The sequence below is a fragment of the Pseudomonas persica genome, from assembly GCF_900291015.1.
In the GTDB taxonomy this organism is placed as follows: Bacteria; Pseudomonadota; Gammaproteobacteria; order Pseudomonadales; family Pseudomonadaceae; genus Aquipseudomonas.
In genome coordinates this window covers 197,272-214,623 of record NZ_OLKL01000006.1, presented here as the reverse complement: position 1 = coordinate 214,623, position 17,352 = coordinate 197,272, and the positions used below count along the sequence as shown (strand labels likewise).

Here is a 17,352-nt window from a genome sequence, read left to right as displayed (position 1 = left end):
GCTGCGAACAGTCAGAAGCGAGTTATGACCCTCCTCCTCCCTTCAAGTCCTACCATACAAGCGGGTTTACCCGCGAAAGGGCCGGTACAGGCAAAAGCCAACTTCAAATAATTCTCACTTATTTTCAGATTCACCCTGTCACTTTTCAACTCTCGCTCGGCAAGGAAGCAGTAAGCACTTATCCGTCGAGGAGCCGCTGCATGTCCCGTGCTGTTGATCGTATCCTGCGCCCCAGCCTGATGGCCCTGGCCATCGCCGTGGCCGCGCCATTGGCCAGCCCTGCCCTGTTCGCCGCCGAGCAATCCGCTCCGCGCGCCTACGACCTGCCCAGCGCCCCGCTGGCCACCACCCTCAACCAGATCGCCAGCCAGGCCGGCATCGCCCTGGCCATCGACCCGGTAGTGGTCAGCGGCCGCACCTCGGTCCCGGTGCGCGGGCACTACGATGGCCTCGGCGCCCTGCAGGCTGCCCTGCGCGGCACTGGCCTGCAACTGCAGCAAAGCAGCGTGGGCAGCTACAGCCTGGTGGCTGCGCCGGAAGGGACACTGGCGCTGCCGGAGACTGCGATCAATGCGACTTCCAGCTATGAAAGCGCCTGGGGTGCCTCCAGCGGTTACGTGGCCACACGCACTGCCGCGGGTACCAAGACCGATACGCCAATCGTCGAGACCCCACGTTCGATGACCGTGATCACCCGCCAGCAACTGGATGATCGCCAGGTACTCAACCTCAATGACGCGCTACGCTACACCGCAGGCGTGCAAAGCAGCGGTTACGGTTCGGACTCGCGCGCCGACTGGCTGCGTGTGCGCGGTTTCGACCCGACCCAGTTCCTGGACGGCCTGCCGCTGCCCAAGGGCTCGTTCGCCAACCCCAAGGTCGAGCCGTGGAACCTCGAACGCATTACCGTGCTGCGCGGCCCGGCATCGTCGGTGTATGGCCAGACACCACCGGGCGGCATGCTCGACATGGTCAGCCGGCGTCCGCAGCTTGAGCGTGCGCACCAGATCGAAGCCCAGGTGGGGAGCAATAAACACCAGCAGATCAACTTTGACAGCACCGGCAAGATCGACGACGCGGGCAAGTTTCTCTACCGCGTAAGTGGCGTGGTGCGTGACAGCAACTCTCCCATCGACCACATCCCGGACAAGCGCTACAACATCGCACCTAGCCTGACCTGGAACATCGATGACGATACCAAGCTGACTTTCATCTCCCAGTACACCCGGGACGATACCGGTATCACCGGCCAGTTCCTGCCGCTGCAAGGCACCAAACTGGACGGACCGACCGGCAAGATTTCCCACCACAAGAACCTTGGCGAACCGGACTGGGATTTCTACGACCGCACCTACTACGCGTTGGGCTACGCCTTCGAGCACCGCCTGAACGACACCTGGCAGTTCCGCCAGAACCTGCGCTACACCAAGAGCGATCTGTCATCCCAGGCCGTGCAGGTAGCAACCGTCAACAGCATCGACGCCGCTGGCAACGTCAACCGCGAGTCGGGCATCATCAACGAAGACATCAACCAGTTCGCCGTCGACAACAACTTCCAGGCCGACTTCCAGACCGGCGACATCAGCCATACCGTGCTGCTGGGCCTGGACCATCAGCGTTCGAATACCAACTATCAATGGCTGTATGGCATGGGTGTGCCACCGATCAACGTCAACCGCCCGGTATATGGCGCCGACCTGTCGAACGTCACTTACTTCGCCATGCAGGACTTTCAGCAGAAAACCTACCAGACGGGTACCTACATCCAGAACCAGATGTCGCTCGACAACTGGCGCCTGACCTTGGGTGGTCGTGAAGACTGGATTCACACCGGCACTGTGTTCCACAAGAGCAATGACGCCACCAATACCCAGCGCGACAAAGCCTTCAGCGGCAACGTCGGCCTGAGTTACGTATTCGACAACGGCATCACGCCGTACTTCTCGTACACCGAGTCGTTCCAGCCCGCCAGTGGCGCCAACGTCAACTCCACGGAGTCGTTCAAGCCGACCGAAGGCCGTCAGTACGAAGTGGGTGTGAAATACCAGCCCGTCGGGACCGACACCCTGCTCACTGCAGCGGTGTATGACCTGAAGCAGCAGAACGTCAGCGTCACCGAGGGCAGCATCACCCGCCAGGTGGGCGAACTGCAGGTTCGCGGCCTGGAACTGGAGGCCTCCACCCACGTTACCGAGAACCTCAAGGCGATCGCATCGTATACCTATACCGACACCGAGATCCTGAAGGGTGACGACAAAGGCAATCGCATGGCGCTGATCCCGCGCAACCAGGCAACCCTGTGGGCCGACTACACCTGGCACAGCGGGCCACTGGACGGCTTCGGCATTGGCGGTGGTGTGCGCTATGTAGGTGACACCTACGGTAATACCGCCAACACCGACCTGGCCCATGTGGGCTCGTACACGGTGTATGACGCCTCGGTGCACTACGACCTGGGCAGCCTGGACAACAGCATGAAAGGCCTGACCGTAGCGGTTGAAGCGAAGAACCTGTTCAACAAGGACTACCTGGCCAACTGTGACGGTTACTGGTGCTACTACGGCGACGAACGCAACGTGGTGGCCAGCGTCAATTACAAGTTCTGAGTGAACGGGGGCCGCTTTACGGCCCAATCGCCGGCAAGCCAGCTCCCACCTCGACCGCATTGACCTCAAGTCATGCGCTTTCCTGTGGGAGCTGGATTGCCGGGGATTGGGCTGCAAAGCAGCCCCAATGCCCATCAGGCAATAATCGGTACCGTGATGAAAAGCCCAACCATCCGCCGCTGGTCGGTGATCCACACCTGGAGCAGCCTGGTCTGCACCCTGTTCCTGCTGTTGCTGGCAGTCACCGGCCTGCCGCTGATCTTCCACCACGAACTCGAACACCTGCTCGGCGACGCCCCCGAACTGCGTGAAATGCCAGCAGGCACGCCACATCTCGACTTGCAGCAACTGGTACTCAAAGCCGAACAGCACCGCCCTGGCGAGGTCATGCAGTACTTCGGCTACGACAAGGACGAACCCGACGGCGTGGTCGCCATCACCGCCGCCACCGCAGGCACCGCCCCCAATTTGTCGCACACCTTCATGCTCGATGCCCGTACCGGCGAAGCAGTGGCCATGCCGGCCGCCAACGGCGGCTTCATGATGGTCATGCTGCGCCTGCATGTGGACATGTTCGCCGGCCTGCCCGGCAAGCTGCTGCTGGCCTTCATGGGCGTGCTGTTCATCGTCGCGATCATCTCCGGCACAGTGCTCTACGCACCGTTCATGCGTCGCCTGGAATTCGGCTCGGTGCGCCACGACAAATCCCGCCGCCTGCGCTGGCTCGACCTGCACAACCTGATCGGTGTGGTCACCCTGGCATGGGCGCTCACAGTAGGCGTAACCGGCGTGATCAGCGCGCTTTCCGACCTGGTCATCGCTGCCTGGCGCAACGACAGCCTGGCCGCCATGGTCGCGCCCTATCGCGATGCCCCGCCGCTCACCGAGCGTGCGCCGGCCACGCGCCTGCTGGCAATCGCCAAGCAGGCCGCCCCCGGCATGCGCCCCGACTTCATCGCTTTCCCCGGTACGCGTTTCTCCAGCGAGCACCACTATGCGGTATTCATGAACGGCGCAACGCACCTGAGTTCGCATCTGTTCACGCCGGTACTGATCGATGCCCGCACCCTGGAGGTTACAGCCGTCGGCGAACGCCCTTGGTACATGGATGCCATGGGCCTGTCGCAACCTCTGCATTTCGGTGATTACGGCGGGCGGCCGATGCAGATTCTCTGGGCAGTGCTCGATGTACTGACCATCATGGTGCTCGGCAGCGGTGTATACCTCTGGTGGGCCAAGCATCGCCGTACACAAGAGGCCCCTGCATGAGCCATCGTTCACGCTCAACCGCCAGGGTATTGGCCTGGCCGGCCGCCATCGCCGCCCTGACCGCGGCAGGGCTGTTCGCCGCCCTGCTGGGTGACGGGGCCTGGGACATGCTCGCCTGGGCCGGTCTCGGCATACCGGCATGGCTGAGCCTGCGTGGCCTGCGCAGATGAGGTAGCCGGTTACTTCCCGGTCAGCGCGGCGGCGATTCAGCATCGCTCGCTCCCTGACGCACGGAGCCGAGCATGTTACCCCTGCAACGTATCGATTTTCTGCATCAAATGGTGCTGGCACTGCTCGAAGCAATGCCGGCCGCCACCCACCCACTGCAACCACGGCAAAGCCTGCATGGCGAACTCGCCGCATTCTGGAGCGCCCCTGACAGCCAAGGCCGCTCACGCGCCAGCAGGCTGACCGACATCCGCCGGGCCATGATGCATGCCGAAGCGGACTTGCGCCTGGCCGATCAAACCCTGAGCGCAGACCAGGCCCGTATCATCAGTCACTTTCTCGACCTGCCCTACGCCTGGCAACGTCGGCACCAGCCGCTCGCACGCCGGGCCCAGGCCTACCGCCCGGTACTTTTACGCGCCAGCCCGGCGTGGCGCGGCGCACTACCCGGCATGTTCGTGATCGCCACCGGAACAGCGCAAGGGCAGGATCTCGAACCCGATCAGGCAACCGGCCCGGTACTGCTATGGGGCCTGACCCAAGGTGTCGAGGCCTACCCTTCGCTTCCTGAACTGCATCAGGAATTGTGCGAGCGCCTTGATGATCCGCTTCAAAGCGCACCCTTGTTGCGCTTGCTGGTGGACAAGGCGCACATCGACAACGCCGGCCAGGCCGACCGCCTGCGCTACGAATGGTATGCCGATGACCCCTTGCAGGCACAGGTCGACTGCTTGATCGAAGCCCAACGCCGGCGCCTGCACCATGCCTGGTCGGCTCTGCCAACCGACGAGCCGGAGCGGGCCTGCGAGAACCTGCGTGCGGCCATGGCACTCAACGAAGAAGCCGGCAGCAAGGCCCTGCTCGACACCCGTTATGCGGCACTGCTCGAACGGAACCAGCCCACCTGGCTGCGCTCGGCAAGCCCGCAGGCACTCGCACATGTCATGCAAAGCATGCAGGAACTGATTGCCGCTGGTGAGCAGGTTGCCGCTCCGGGCATCCTCACGCTCAACCAGTTCCAGCAACGAAACAGCCTGCAGGAGTGGGCCCGCCAACGTGTGCAGGAGCGCCTGCGCAACGACCTCGGCGTGACCGTAGCGCCCTCGCAGATCCTCATCAACGTCGTGTACACACGCCAGACAGGGCCTTGGCTGCATCCGCTCCAGCCTTCGCCATATGTGACCTGGCATGGTTTTCAACAGGTCGGTGGAGAGTCGGTCGAGACCGTACACGCAAGCTACCCGCTGACTGAGTTGGCCTTGCGCAACCTGGCCTGGTTCGACTACGACTACTGGCTGACCGCACGGGTGACCAGCAGCGGTGGTGCAGGCCTGCCGCCCGCACTGAACCCAAGCTACATCAAGGCATTGGTCAGAAGCCTGAATGTCGGTGACAGTTATGCCAGCTACCTGCGCACTCAACTGATCGCCTCGGCACAAGGCAGATGGCGCCTGTACGCGCATACCAAGGTCAACCGTGCCCGCATGCATGCCGAACTGGCCAAGGCACGCTACGCAGGGCATCTTGCCCAGGACGGGTCGGAGCGCCATTACCGCTGGGTAGGGCAGGTGCTGGCGCAACCGCACAACGCCTTTCGTCCTCGCGTGGACGGGCACACGGTGGTGGCCCGCCAGTTGCTGATCAAAAGCAACACCGTGCAGGGCGTGCTGCTACTGAACAGCACCGCTGCCAACACCACCTCGTTCGTGCTTTACACACCGGACGCACCAGACCGGCGCGCCTGGCGATCGTTTGCCAGCCCGCGCGCACTGCTGCGCCTGCTACGCGACAAACCCGCGCTGCGCACCTACCTCAAGCAACGCCTGCCCCTGTTGCCGAGCGCACAGGTCGAAAAACTACTGTTGAAAGGGCGCCTGGGCACCGCACTGCAAACCCCCGCGATCGACGACGACCTGTTCTTCGCCTGTTACATGGCCGAAGTCCGCAGTTTGCTGGCAAAGGCCGATGCCAACAGCCACAGCACGGCTGAAGTCGACGCAGAACAGGCACTGAAACTGGGCTTGACCTTGCTGGACCTGATCAGCACTGTCCTGCCAAACAAGGTGATGATACCGCTGGCCCTCGGGCGGATGGCGCTGGAGCTCTGGAATGGCGTCGAAGCCTACCGCCAGGAAGATCTCAATGGCGTGCTGAACCATGCCTACAATGCCCTGAGCCACCTCAACGATGTCGGTACCAACCTGGCCAGCATGGGGTTGATGCGCCGCATGCTGCGTGGCATGCCCAAGCAGCCGCCGCTGCCGCTGCCACCGCGCTTCAGCGTAACGCCCGACACAAGCAGACTGCGCTATCGCATCGACGGTGTGTACGGTGAGGAAGTGTACGAAAAAGCCTCGGCCCTGGAAGGATTGTCCGAGTACTTCGTGCAAGATAGCCAAGGCCACTACTTCAAGGTCGCGTTCGATGGCCGCCGCTGGCGGGCTGTCGACCCTGACCAGCCGGACGCGTACCTGACCCAGCCGATCAAGCGCCTGGCAAATGGCAACTGGGTCATCGACTCACCGCTATTTTGGTACGACGGCCTTCCAGACCTGGTGCGCCTGTTCGACGATTGCCGCCTGCAGGTTCAATTGGCCGGCGCACCGATCAGCGACACCAAAGGCCTGTTCAAGGCGCACGAGCAGCTTTATTTGCAGACCGCAGGCGGACAACTGCCACTGCGCCGCCACTTGTTGCCCGGGCACTATCATTTGCCGATACCCGAGGCCACACATGCCGGCGTCGTGCCTTGGGCCGTCTTGCGCTGGCAGGACGGCCAATGGCGCATACGTGTGCGTCAGGCGGGGCGCAGCAGCGACTGGCTGGCGCTGCCAGCGGATTACTCGGCCAGCTTGGGTAGCAACCGGTCCAGCCGCTGATGCAGGGCACTGCCGCTCGGCCAGTTGCGCAGCAGCCGCGCCCGGTCACGGGCATAGGCCGGGGCGAAGCTGAGCTGGGTGGCGTGCTGGCACATGGCGTCGAGGTCGATCAGCGACCACTGGCCGTTGTGCCAGAACAGGTTGTGGCCCTTGAAGTCGCCGTGGCTGATGCGCTCGCGAATCAACTGCTGCATCACGTGCACCAGGGCATCCACCTGCTCCTCGGGCGCATCGCCGTTGTCCACGTAGGGCGCGAAGCACTCGGTCAGGTCCGGGCCATCGACATATTCGGTGACCAGGTAGGCACGGCTGCGCAAGCCCATCACCCGCTGCTCCAGCACTGCCAGCGGGCGCGGCGTGGCGATGTCGAGGAATTCCAGGCGGTGGCCTTCGATCCATGAATGCCAGGCCCGGCTCGGGCGCCAGAAGCGCTTGAACCAATGGGCGGTGTTCTTGATGTTGTAGCGCTTGAGCACCAGCGTGCGGCCGCCAACCTCGATGCGCGCCACACTGGCTGCACCACCGGTCTTGTACAGGTGGCCCTGATCGATCAACGCATCGGCCTGCTCCAGCACCGGCAGCATGGCTGCGACCTCGTTGCGGCGGACCGCCCGCAGGCCGGAAAGGCTGCGCTCGACACTGAACAGGCTGCATTCACGGCCAGCCTTTTCCAGGTAGTCCTTCTGGCGCCAGTTGCGCACCTTGTCCACCTGCTTCTGCAAGGCTTCCAGCGGCAACGCATGCTCGGCGTTGGCCAGCAGGTAGTGCACCAGCAGTTCTTCGATGAACGGCTCCAGGCGCTTGGGTAGCTGGGCGAAGAACACCCCAAGGTTTTCCAGTACACGCGGGCGCGACAGCTGCTGGCCAGGTGTTTCGGCCTTGATGCCGGCGCCGTCGATCAAGTACAGCTTGCCGCCGTGACGCAACAGGTTGTCCAGGTGCAGGTCTTCCTGCCACAGGCCCTGGGCGTGCATGTGCGCTACGGCAGTGAGCGCCTCGCCCAGCACCAGGTGCTGCTCGTCGGCAAGCACCGGCAGGTTTTCCACTGCCGCCCAGGCATCGGCCAGGCTTTCGGCGTCGTCGAGGAACTCGAACAGCAGCCAGCCGCCCTCACCGTCCCTCAGGCCGTCTGCCAGCAGCTTGGGCGTGGTCAGGCCCTGCTCGGCCAGCAGCTTCACGCCTTGCAGTTCGCGCTGGAAATGTCGGGCAGCGTTACCACCGACCAGCAGCTTGGCCAGCACTGGGGTACCGCGCCACACGCCGGCGCCCACATAGCGCTGGCCCGGCAGCACGCGCAGCAGGCTGAGCAATTGCAGGTCAGCCGTGCCGGCGGCATCGGCCAGGGTGATGCTCAGGGGCAACGAGGGAGTGCGCCCGGCCTCTTTCAATTCAGACAAACGCATCAGCGGGCCTCTTTTTCACGACGGCGTTGCGTCAGGCGTTGCAGCCAGGTATCGACCAGCGTGCCATCGGCCGGTTGCGCCAGGTAGCTGGCCAGCAAGCTACGTACATCGCGCTCGCCCCAGAGCGGGGCGCGACGCAGCAGCGGCTCCAGGTCCTTGAGGCGGTCACGCATGCCGAACAGCAGGGGTCGGGTCTTTTCCAGGTCGATCAGTTGCGCATCCCAGCCGTCGCGGCGCTGGCGCAGGAAGATGTGCTTGGGGTAGAAGCAGCCATGCACCTGGCCGGCGCTGTGCAGGGTACGCGCCAGCTGGCCGCAGGCCTGCAGGACGCCGTTGCGTTCAGCATCGCTCAGTTGTGGCCAGCGGGCCAGCAGGCTGTCGAGGTCGGCCCATTCGTCCAGGGCGCGGGTCATCAGGATTGCCCGATGCTGGTCACCTTGCTTGCGCTCGCCATAGAACACCGCCTGCAAGGCCGGAATGTGCAGCTTCTGGTAGCGGCTGATGTTGCGGAATTCACGGGCGAAGGTCGGCTCGCCGAACGGCCGGTGCAGGGTCCGGGTCAGGTAGTCGCTCTGGCGCTTGAGGTAGTAGCCCTTGCCTTCGAGCTCCAGACGGTAAACGCTGCTCCAGCCACCGCGGCCGGTGTTCGGTTCATCCACGGCTTCCAGTTGCAGCGCCCACAGCGCCTCGAAGTCGTCCAGGCCATGGCGTTTGAGCAGCGCAAGGTCCGCGCTGGCCAGGTAATCGGTCATTCCCGTCCCTCGAAAAAGCCCACCACCTGGCGAATGCGCTTCTTGTCGCGCACATTCAGCCGGTCGCGGCCACGGTATTGCAGGTAGAAACGCAGGCGCTGGGTTGCCGACAGGTGGTATTTGGCCACTTTGTCCAGGCACGCCAGGTCCTTGATCATCCGGTGCCGCCACATGAAGCCGCGCCAGAAATCGCCGGTGGGGCAGTCGATGAAGAATAGCGTGCCCTGGTCGTCGACCAGCAGGTTGCGCCATTTCAGGTCGTTATGGGCGAAGTGGTGCTGGTGCATGACCCGGGTGTGGCGCGCCAGCTGGCTGCTGACATGCCCGACCCAGGCGCGGTCGGCCAGGCGTGCATCGTTACGCTCGGCCAGCGCCGACAGGTCTTCGGTGCGCGGCAATTCGCGGGTGATCATCGCGCCCCGGCCAAAGGCCAGGCCATTGCGCTCCAGGCCCCAGGCCACCACTTCGGCAGTGGGAATGCCCCACTTGGCGAACTGCTTGAGGTTCTGCCATTCAGCCTTGATCCGCGGCCGGCCCAGGTAACGGCGCATATGCTTGCCGGCCCCGGTGTAGCGCTTGACGTAGTAATTGACCCCTTCACGCGTGATGCGCACCACTTCGCTGAGCGGGTCGCGGGTCAGGCGTTCGCCTTGCAGGGTAAATACCGCCTCGAGGCTGCCGAAATCCGTCGCCAGGTGTTCGTAGCCTGGCGCCAGTGTCCAACCCGACATCAGAGTGCATCCCCATAGCGTTGCTTGCGATCGTAGAGTTTCTGCGCCTTGCGCTCCAGCCAGGCGAGCAGCGCGGCTTCATCCTTGAGGATTTGCCGCAGCGGGCGCTGGAAGTAACCGCGCAGGAAACGCAGCTTGTCGCGCTGGGTCAGGCCAATGTCCAGCGCCGAGAAATACAGCGCGGCCAGGTCCTTGTCGCGCCAGCGGCGGCTGATTCTCGCCCGGGTTTGCGCGCGGTGCAGGTCGATCACCGACAGTTTGAAGTCATCCGCCGTCACCGGGCGGTCGGTGTGCAGCAGGAAGTGGCAGATGTAGCAGTCACGGTGGTTGACCCCGGCACGGTGCATGCCGCCGGTCATCTTCGCCACTTCGGCGATCAGCGCACGCTTCAGGCGCGGCTCGGGCGGCTGCCTGACCCAGTCGATGCTGAAATCTTCCAGGCTGATGGTCGGCGCCAGTTCTTCGGTGATGATGAACGAGTGCTGCGCGGCCGGGTTGCTGCCACGTTCGCCATAGGCGACAGCAGTCATGGTCGGCACGCCGACCTGGTGCAGGCGCTGGATGGCCTGCCATTCCTGGCCGGCGCCGAGCACCGGCAGCTTGGCGCTAAACAGGTTCTTGAAGATCTCGCCCCAGCCGATGCCGCGGTGGATCTTGACGAAGAAGCCTTCGCCAGCGACCTCGGTGCGCAGCGTGCGGCGCCCTTCCAGCTCGCGATAGACCTCGCCTTGCAGCGCCTCCACGGCGTCGAAGGGATCACGCCCGGCCCACAGGCGCTTGAACGGTTCGGCCAGTATCAGCTTCATGCAGACTCCTGCCCCAGGATCACGTCGGCGGCATGTTGCGGCATGCTGTACAGATCGGCGGTTTCAGCAAACGCCAGGCCATTGCGCGACCAGCTGGCGCGGGCCTGCTGGTCTTCGAGCATACGCTGCAGGTAGCCATTGAGCTGTTCCTGCTCGAACGGCTCGTCCAGCACCAGGCCGCTGTCGGCCTCGGCAATGTAGTGGGCGTAGCCACACACCTTGGAGACCAGCACCGACAGGCCGGCCACCAGCGCTTCGAGCAGCACCGTGCCGGTGTTCTCGTTGTACGCCGGGTGGATCAGCAGGTCGGCGCCCAGCAGGAAACGCGGGATGTCGCTGCGGCCCTTGAGGAACTGCACCTGCTCGCCCAGGCCCAAGGTAGCGCTTTGCAGCTGGAACACCTTGGGGTCGTCCTGGCCAATCACCATCAGCCTGGTGCGCTTGCGCAGGGCCGACGGCAGTGCGGCCAGGGCCTTGAGGCTGCGGTCAACGCCCTTGGTCTTGAAGCCCGAGCCAATCTGCACCAGCAGCAGGTCATCATCACCCAGGTTGAATTCCTTGCGGAACTCGGCGCGGATTTCACCGGCATTGGCCGGCGCGCGGCGGTCCTGGGAAATGCCCGGCGGCAGCAGGTGGAAACGCTCGACCGGGGTGCCGTAGTGCTTGATGAACAGCGGCTGCTGCACTTCGGAAATCATCAGCACTTCGGTATGCGCGTCCTTGGCGAACACCGCACGCTCGTACTCGGCAAAGTGCCGGTAGCGGCCCCAGCGACGGTACAGGCCGCCACGCAGGGTCTGCGCCTTGTCCTCGAAGCAGCCGTCGGCGGCGTAGTACACGTCCAGCCCTGGCATCTTGTTGAAGCCGATCAGGCGGTCGACCGGGCGCCTGGCCAGGTCGGCGGCCATCCAGGCGCTGAGCTTCTCGTTGCGGCGGTGGTTGAAGATCGCCTTCACCGGCGCCACCAGCACTTCAAAGCCCGGCGGAATGTCACCCTCCCAGATCAGCGTGTACACGCGGATCTGGTGGCCCCGCTTCTGGCATTCCAGGGCAATGCGCATGAAATCGCGCTGCAGCCCGCCGAAGGGGAAGTATTTGTAAAGCACGAAAGCCAGTTGCATCAACGGACATCCTCAGCCAGCAGCAACGCGCTCAAGCGGCTCGCCACATGCTCGGGATTCAGGCGAGTGAAGCACAGCGGCCACTCGCGTTTCAGATCGAACCGGCGCAAGTCATCGGCGCTCGGTTTGTAGGTGCACTTCTTCTGCAGGCAGGGCGCGCAGGGCCAGTCACTGGCCTGGTGAATCTGGGTCCGTCCGTAGGCGCCGGTCAGGCCCGGGTTGGTCGGACCGAACAGCGAAATGGTGGGCACATCAAGTGCCGCCGCCAGGTGGCCGAGGCCGGTATCGACCGCCACGCAGGCCTTTGCCGCCGCCAACACGCGAGCAACGCCGGCAAGGTTCAATTTGGGGAGCACCTGGCAGTTGTTCAAGCCCTGGGCGATGCGCTCGGCGCGTGCCTTCTCGGTCGGGTTACCCCACGGCAGGCGCACCTCCAGCTTGCGCCGGCCCATGCGCTCGGCCAGTTCGCGCCAGTAGGCTTCGGGCCAGTGCTTGGTCGCCCAGGTGGTGCCATGCAGGAACACAACGTAGGGGGCGGCCGGCGGCAGTTGCAGGCGATCGAGGTCGAGGCCGTAGTTGCCGATGCCTTCCGGCAGGTCGTAGGCCAGGGCCATGGCGAACAGCTGGCGCACCCGCTCCACCGCGTGCTGCCCGGTGGCCACCGACAGGCGCCGGTCATAGAAGCGGCTAGCCCAGCCTTCACGGGCCGAGTAGCGGTCCAGGCCAGCCACCGGCGCCTTGACGTAGCGGGTCAGCCAGGCCGACTTGACCAGGCCCTGGGCGTCGATCACCAGGTCGTACTTGCGCTCGCGTACTCGCTGCTTGAACGCCTTCCACTCGCCACTCTTGATGGTTCGCCAGAGGTTCTTGCGCCAGCGGCGGATGGCCACCGGGATCACCTGGTCGACCGCCGGGTGCCAGCTGGGGATTTCGGCGAAGCCTTCTTCCACCACCCAGTCGAAGCGGATGCCCGGGATGGCGTGGGCGGCATCGGTAAGCGCCGGCAGGGTGTGGATCACATCACCCAGCGACGAAGTCTTGATGATCAGTACCCGCACTTAGTCGACCTCGGCCACGGTATCGATCAGGTCCGGCCCACTCAGGCTATGCAGAGCGGCGATGACTTTGCCCGGCTCCAGCAGGCGCAGGCAGTTGTAGTGGCCGAAGCGGCAGGTGCGGTCGAAGCACGGGCTGCACTCGATGCCGGTGCGCACCACTTCCACGTGCTCGGCCAGCGGCGGGGTGAAGCCCGGCGAGGTCGAGCCGTACACCGCCACCAGCGGGCGGTTCAGCGCGGCGGCCACGTGCATCAGCCCGGAGTCGTTGGACACCACGGCATGGGCGCAGGACATCAGGTCGATGGCCTCGGCCAGCGAGGTTTCGCCGGCCAGGTTGGACGATTCTTCACGCAAGCCCGGGATCAGCCGGTCGCGGATCTGCTCGCCGACCGGGTGATCGTTCTTCGAGCCGAACAGCCAAACCTGCCAGCCTTGGCGGATCATCGCATCAGCCACGGTGGCGTAGTGCTCGGCCGGCCAGCGCTTGGCCTCGCCGAACTCGGCACCAGGGCACAGCGCCAGCACCGGGCGGTCCAGCTCCAGGCCGAACTTGGCCAGGGCGGCATCGCGGCTTTGCGCTTCGATCTGCAGGCTGGGGCGTGGGTACGGCTGCGGCAGCTCGGCGCCGGGCGCGTAGGCCAGGGCCATGAAGCGCTCGATCATCAGCGGGTAGCGGGCCTTGTCCAGCTTGCGCACGTCGTTGAGCAGGCCGAAGCGCATTTCGCCGCGCCAGCCGGTGCGTTTGGGGATACCGGCAAAGAACGGCACCAGCGCCGACTTCAGCGAGTTGGGTAGCAGGATGGCCTGGTCGTACTGGCCGGCCAGGGACTTGCCGATGCGCCGCCGTGTAGCCAGTTCCAGCGCGCCGTGGCCGAGCGGGAAGCTCAGGGCCTGACGGACCTCGGGCATGCGTTCGAGGATCGGCCGGCTCCACTCGGGGGCCAGCACATCGATCACGCAGTCGGGGTGCTGCAGTTTCAGGCACTGGAACAGGGTCTGCGCCATCACCATGTCGCCGACCCAGCTGGGGCCAATGATCAGTATTCTCATGCTTAGTCCAGAAACGCTCGGGGAGGCTACAGGCTGCGGTACAGCCTGGCCTCCCCTCTTTATATTCAGGCTATGTGGCGGACAGTGTACCACTCAGGCATATCCGTCGCTGATCGCAGACCCTGTGGGAGCGGGTTCACCCGCGAACACCGGCGAAACCGGTGCCATGCACCGCGCCGTCTTCTTCGCGGGTAAACCCGCTCCCACAGGGCCGGCGCAGGCCTTCAGGTCAAGCCCAGTTCACCCCAGATCCGCCGCACTTCGCGGCGCTCATCGGCAAACTGCGCCGCATCGATCACCCCGGCCTGCTTCTGCAGGGCCTGGCGGTGCGAGGCCGAGCGGAACGCCTTGTACACTTCACGCAACAGCACCGCGTCACTGGCCGGCATCAACCCCGCCTGCTCCAGCTCTTCCAGAATGCGGATGTTATCGGTCCATCGGAGTATGGCCGGGTGGTCGTGGGACCAGGCCAAAGCGGCGTATTGCACCATAAATTCGATATCGACGATACCGCCGGCATCCTGCTTGATATCAAACGGCACACTGGCCTCGAAGGCGTTGGCCGCAGTACCGGCAGCGGTGGCCTTGGTGCCAAGGTTGTCGCGCATCTTGGCGCGCATTTCGCTCACTTCGCTGCGCAGCTTTTCCAGGTCGCGAGCCTGGCCGAGCACCTTGGCGCGGACGCCTTCGAACGCTGCCCCCACCTGCTTGCACCCCACCAGCACGCGGGCCCGCACCAGGGCCTGGTGCTCCCAGGTCCAGGCCTCGTTCTGCTGGTAGCGCTCGAACGCCCCCAGCGAGCTGACCAGCAACCCCGCGGCACCGGACGGGCGCAGGCGCATGTCCACGTCATACAGCTGACCGGAGTTGGTCTGGGTGGCCAGCAGGTGGATGATGCGCTGACCCAGGCGGGTAAAGAACTGCGCACCGTCGATCGGCTTGTCACCGTCGGTTTCCGCCTGCGGGTCGCCGTCGTGGATGAACACCAGGTCCAGGTCCGAGCCGTGGCCCAGCTCCAGGCCACCCACCTTGCCGTAGCCGATGATGATGAAGCCCGGGTCGCACAGGCTGCCGTCGCTGCGCCTGGGCTGGCCATGGCGGGCCACGGTCTGACGCCAGGCCAGGGCCAGTACCTGGTCGAGAATGGCCTCGGCCAGCCAGGTCAGGTAGTCGCTGACTTTCATCAGCGGCAAGTTACCGCTGATTTCCGAGGCGGCCACGCGCAGGCTGTGGGCCAGCTTGAAGTGACGCAGCGCCTCCATCTGCTGTTCCAGGTCGTCCTCGGGAATGCGCGTCAGGCGCTCGCGCAGCTCGCTGGCCAGCTCCGGCGCCAGTGGTGGGCTGAACAGGCGGCCTTCGTTGAGCAGTTCGTCGAGCAGCAGCGGATAACGGGCAATCTGCTCGGCAATCCACGGGCTGGCGGCGCACAGGGTCAGCAGGCGGCGCAAGGCGCCCGGGTTTTCGGTGAGCAACACCAGGTAGGCCGAACGCCGTGCCACGGCCTCGACCAGCGGCAGCACGCGCTCGAGCACCAGGTCGGGGTTGTCATGTTCAACAGCCTGGGCCAGCAAGCGCGGGATAAAGGCGTCCAGGCGCTCGCGACCAATCCGCTGCATCGACCGCAGCTGCGGGCTGGAGCGCAGCGCAGCCAGACGCCGCAGGGCTTCGCCGGGCTGCTGGAAACCGGCCTCTTGCAGCTGGCGGCCAGCGGCCTCTTCATCCTGCGCCTGCTCCCATAGCGGCGACCATTCGCCACCGACTACCAGCTCGCCCTCGCCGTCTTCATCATCCGGGTCGGCGATCACCTGGCGGAAGTGCCAGTCAATGCGGCCACGCCAGTGCGTCAACTGGTCATGGAAGCTCTGCCAGTCGGCATAACCGAGCATGTATGCCACCCGCGCCCGATCGGTCTCGCTGTCCGGCAGCATCTGCGTCTGACGGTCGGCAATGGCCTGGATGGCGTGTTCGGTATAACGCAGGAATTCATAACCTTCGCGCAGCTCGGCGACCACGGCCGGCGGCAGGTAGCCCTGGCCTTCAAGAGTGGCCAGCACTTTCAGCAACGGCCGCTGCTGCAGGCTGAGGTCGCGCCCGCCGTGGATCAGCTGGAAGGCCTGAGCGATGAACTCCACCTCGCGAATGCCCCCGGCACCCAGCTTGATGTTGTCGGCCATGCCCTTGCGCCGCACTTCCTGCTGGATCAGCTGCTTCATGGTGCGCAGCGCTTCGATCGCGGAAAAGTCCAGGTAACGGCGATACACGAACGGCCGCAGCATATCCTGTAACTGCCCGCCGGCCGCCTGGTCACCGGCCACCACCCGCGCCTTGATCATCGCGTAGCGTTCCCAGTCGCGGCCCTGGTCCTGGTAGTACTGCTCCAGGGCATTGAAACTGAGCACCAGCGCGCCGGCCGAGCCGTAAGGGCGCAGGCGCATGTCGACACGGAACACGAAGCCGTCGACGGTGACCGGGTCCAGCGCCTTGATCAGGCGCTGGCCCAGGCGGGTGAAGAACTCCTGGTTATCCAGCGAGCGCTTCACCCCTTCGGTTTCGCCGCCTTCGGGGAAGGCGAAGATCAGGTCGATGTCCGACGACAGGTTCAGCTCCACCGCACCCAGCTTGCCCATGCCCAGCACCACCATGTGCTGCGGCTGGCCGCTGCGGTTGCCGATGGGTGTGCCGAACTGCTGGCACTGGCGCGGGTACAGCCATTGGTAGGCTTCGTCGATGGCGGCATCGGCCAGGTCGGACAGGTCGCGGCAGGTTTCGCCCAACTCGGCCTGGCGGGTGATGTCGCGCCAGATGATGCGCAGCTGCTGGCGGTTGCGCTCACGGCGCAGGTTGCGTGCCAGCTCGTCCTCGCTCTGCGCCGCCTGGGCAGCGGCAGCGACATGCCCGCGCAGTTCACCCGCGGCGTAACGCCGATCCAGCTCGCCACTGGCCAGCAGGCCGAACAACATGGCCGGCTCGCGCCGGGCCAGGCCGAGCACGAAGTCGCTGGCGGCGGCAACCTGGTCGAACTGTTGCCGGTGCAGCGGGCTCCAGGCCTGCAGGTCGAGCTCCGGGTGGGCAGCCACGGCATCGCTGATGAATTGCTGATTGCGCGCGACCAGTGGCTGCAGGGTAGCGGGCAGATCGGACGGCAAAGGTAGGCGCATGGTCTATCCTTGATCGGCGTGAAATAGAGGGGAAGAAGCGGCCAAGGGGAAACCGGACCACGGTTGGACTGTCGTACAAAAGTTGGAAATAGCTGAAATTAACCAAAACATGGCAGCAAACATCAAGAATTACCCGCTCGCGACACAACGCCAACCAACATGAACGTTTTTCCTCACAAGCCAGCATGCGACGAAACGTCGCACAAATGTAGTTTTACTACTGCTCGTGTCGTGTAAAAGCATGAAATGCGAAAGCAAATGTAGTAAAACTACACGGCGCCGGAGGACACCCCGGTAATCCAAGAATTCACGACGTCTGCCCATAAGGCCAGTCGCAATCTCAGGCAATCG

General features: G+C 64.4%; 12 protein-coding genes. 4 read left to right on the top strand and 8 right to left on the bottom strand.

From position 1 onward, the window contains the following. The first annotated feature begins 200 nt into the window (after nucleotides 1-200). The 4 genes from FQ664_RS02170 to FQ664_RS02160 all read left to right on the top strand — a co-directional run bounded on the left by FQ664_RS02170 (nucleotide 201) and on the right by FQ664_RS02160 (nucleotide 6,922). Complete coding sequence (locus tag FQ664_RS02170; protein ID WP_144170244.1) at nucleotides 201-2,606, top strand: TonB-dependent siderophore receptor; 2,406 nt, start codon at nucleotides 201-203, stop codon at nucleotides 2,604-2,606. A 156-nt stretch (nucleotides 2,607-2,762) separates the two neighbouring features. Next, nucleotides 2,763-3,875 (top strand): PepSY-associated TM helix domain-containing protein, encoded by a 1,113-nt coding sequence (locus tag FQ664_RS02165; protein ID WP_144170243.1) that lies wholly within the window; start codon nucleotides 2,763-2,765, stop codon nucleotides 3,873-3,875. Beyond that, nucleotides 3,872-4,045 carry a hypothetical protein gene (locus FQ664_RS27175; RefSeq protein ID WP_178090937.1) on the top strand — a complete coding sequence of 58 codons (174 nt, stop codon included), beginning with the start codon at nucleotides 3,872-3,874 and terminating at the stop codon, nucleotides 4,043-4,045. The genes FQ664_RS02165 and FQ664_RS27175 overlap by 4 nt, the downstream gene beginning before the upstream one ends. Nucleotides 4,046-4,117: 72 nt before the next feature. Continuing rightward, nucleotides 4,118-6,922, top strand: coding sequence for a dermonecrotic toxin domain-containing protein (locus FQ664_RS02160; protein WP_144170242.1), 2,805 nt, complete (start codon nucleotides 4,118-4,120; stop codon nucleotides 6,920-6,922). Here the strand turns inward: FQ664_RS02160 and FQ664_RS02155 are convergent. From FQ664_RS02155 to glnE, 8 genes are all read right to left on the bottom strand, one after another. Further along, nucleotides 6,883-8,325 (bottom strand): lipopolysaccharide kinase InaA family protein, encoded by a 1,443-nt coding sequence (locus tag FQ664_RS02155; protein ID WP_144170241.1) that lies wholly within the window; start codon nucleotides 8,323-8,325, stop codon nucleotides 6,883-6,885. The genes FQ664_RS02160 and FQ664_RS02155 overlap by 40 nt on opposite strands. Beyond that, entirely contained in the window at nucleotides 8,325-9,077 is a 753-nt protein-coding gene (locus FQ664_RS02150; protein WP_144170240.1) for a lipopolysaccharide kinase InaA family protein, read from the bottom strand. The genes FQ664_RS02155 and FQ664_RS02150 overlap by 1 nt, the downstream gene beginning before the upstream one ends. Further along, nucleotides 9,074-9,808, bottom strand: coding sequence for a lipopolysaccharide kinase InaA family protein (locus FQ664_RS02145; RefSeq protein ID WP_144170239.1), 735 nt, complete (start codon nucleotides 9,806-9,808; stop codon nucleotides 9,074-9,076). The genes FQ664_RS02150 and FQ664_RS02145 overlap by 4 nt, the downstream gene beginning before the upstream one ends. Further along, on the bottom strand, nucleotides 9,808-10,614 hold the full coding sequence (gene rfaP / locus FQ664_RS02140) for a lipopolysaccharide core heptose(I) kinase RfaP (protein ID WP_144170238.1): 807 nt from the start codon (nucleotides 10,612-10,614) through the stop codon (nucleotides 9,808-9,810). The genes FQ664_RS02145 and rfaP overlap by 1 nt, the downstream gene beginning before the upstream one ends. Then, complete coding sequence (locus FQ664_RS02135; protein ID WP_144170237.1) at nucleotides 10,611-11,735, bottom strand: glycosyltransferase family 4 protein; 1,125 nt, start codon at nucleotides 11,733-11,735, stop codon at nucleotides 10,611-10,613. The genes rfaP and FQ664_RS02135 overlap by 4 nt, the downstream gene beginning before the upstream one ends. Continuing rightward, entirely contained in the window at nucleotides 11,735-12,793 is a 1,059-nt protein-coding gene (waaC, locus tag FQ664_RS02130; RefSeq protein ID WP_144170236.1) for a lipopolysaccharide heptosyltransferase I, read from the bottom strand. The genes FQ664_RS02135 and waaC overlap by 1 nt, the downstream gene beginning before the upstream one ends. Continuing rightward, nucleotides 12,794-13,843 carry a lipopolysaccharide heptosyltransferase II gene (gene waaF, locus FQ664_RS02125; protein ID WP_144170235.1) on the bottom strand — a complete coding sequence of 350 codons (1,050 nt, stop codon included), beginning with the start codon at nucleotides 13,841-13,843 and terminating at the stop codon, nucleotides 12,794-12,796. Between the two features lie 224 nt (nucleotides 13,844-14,067). Beyond that, entirely contained in the window at nucleotides 14,068-17,001 is a 2,934-nt protein-coding gene (glnE, locus tag FQ664_RS02120; RefSeq protein ID WP_144170234.1) for a bifunctional [glutamate--ammonia ligase]-adenylyl-L-tyrosine phosphorylase/[glutamate--ammonia-ligase] adenylyltransferase, read from the bottom strand. Between the last annotated feature and the right edge of the window lie 351 nt (nucleotides 17,002-17,352).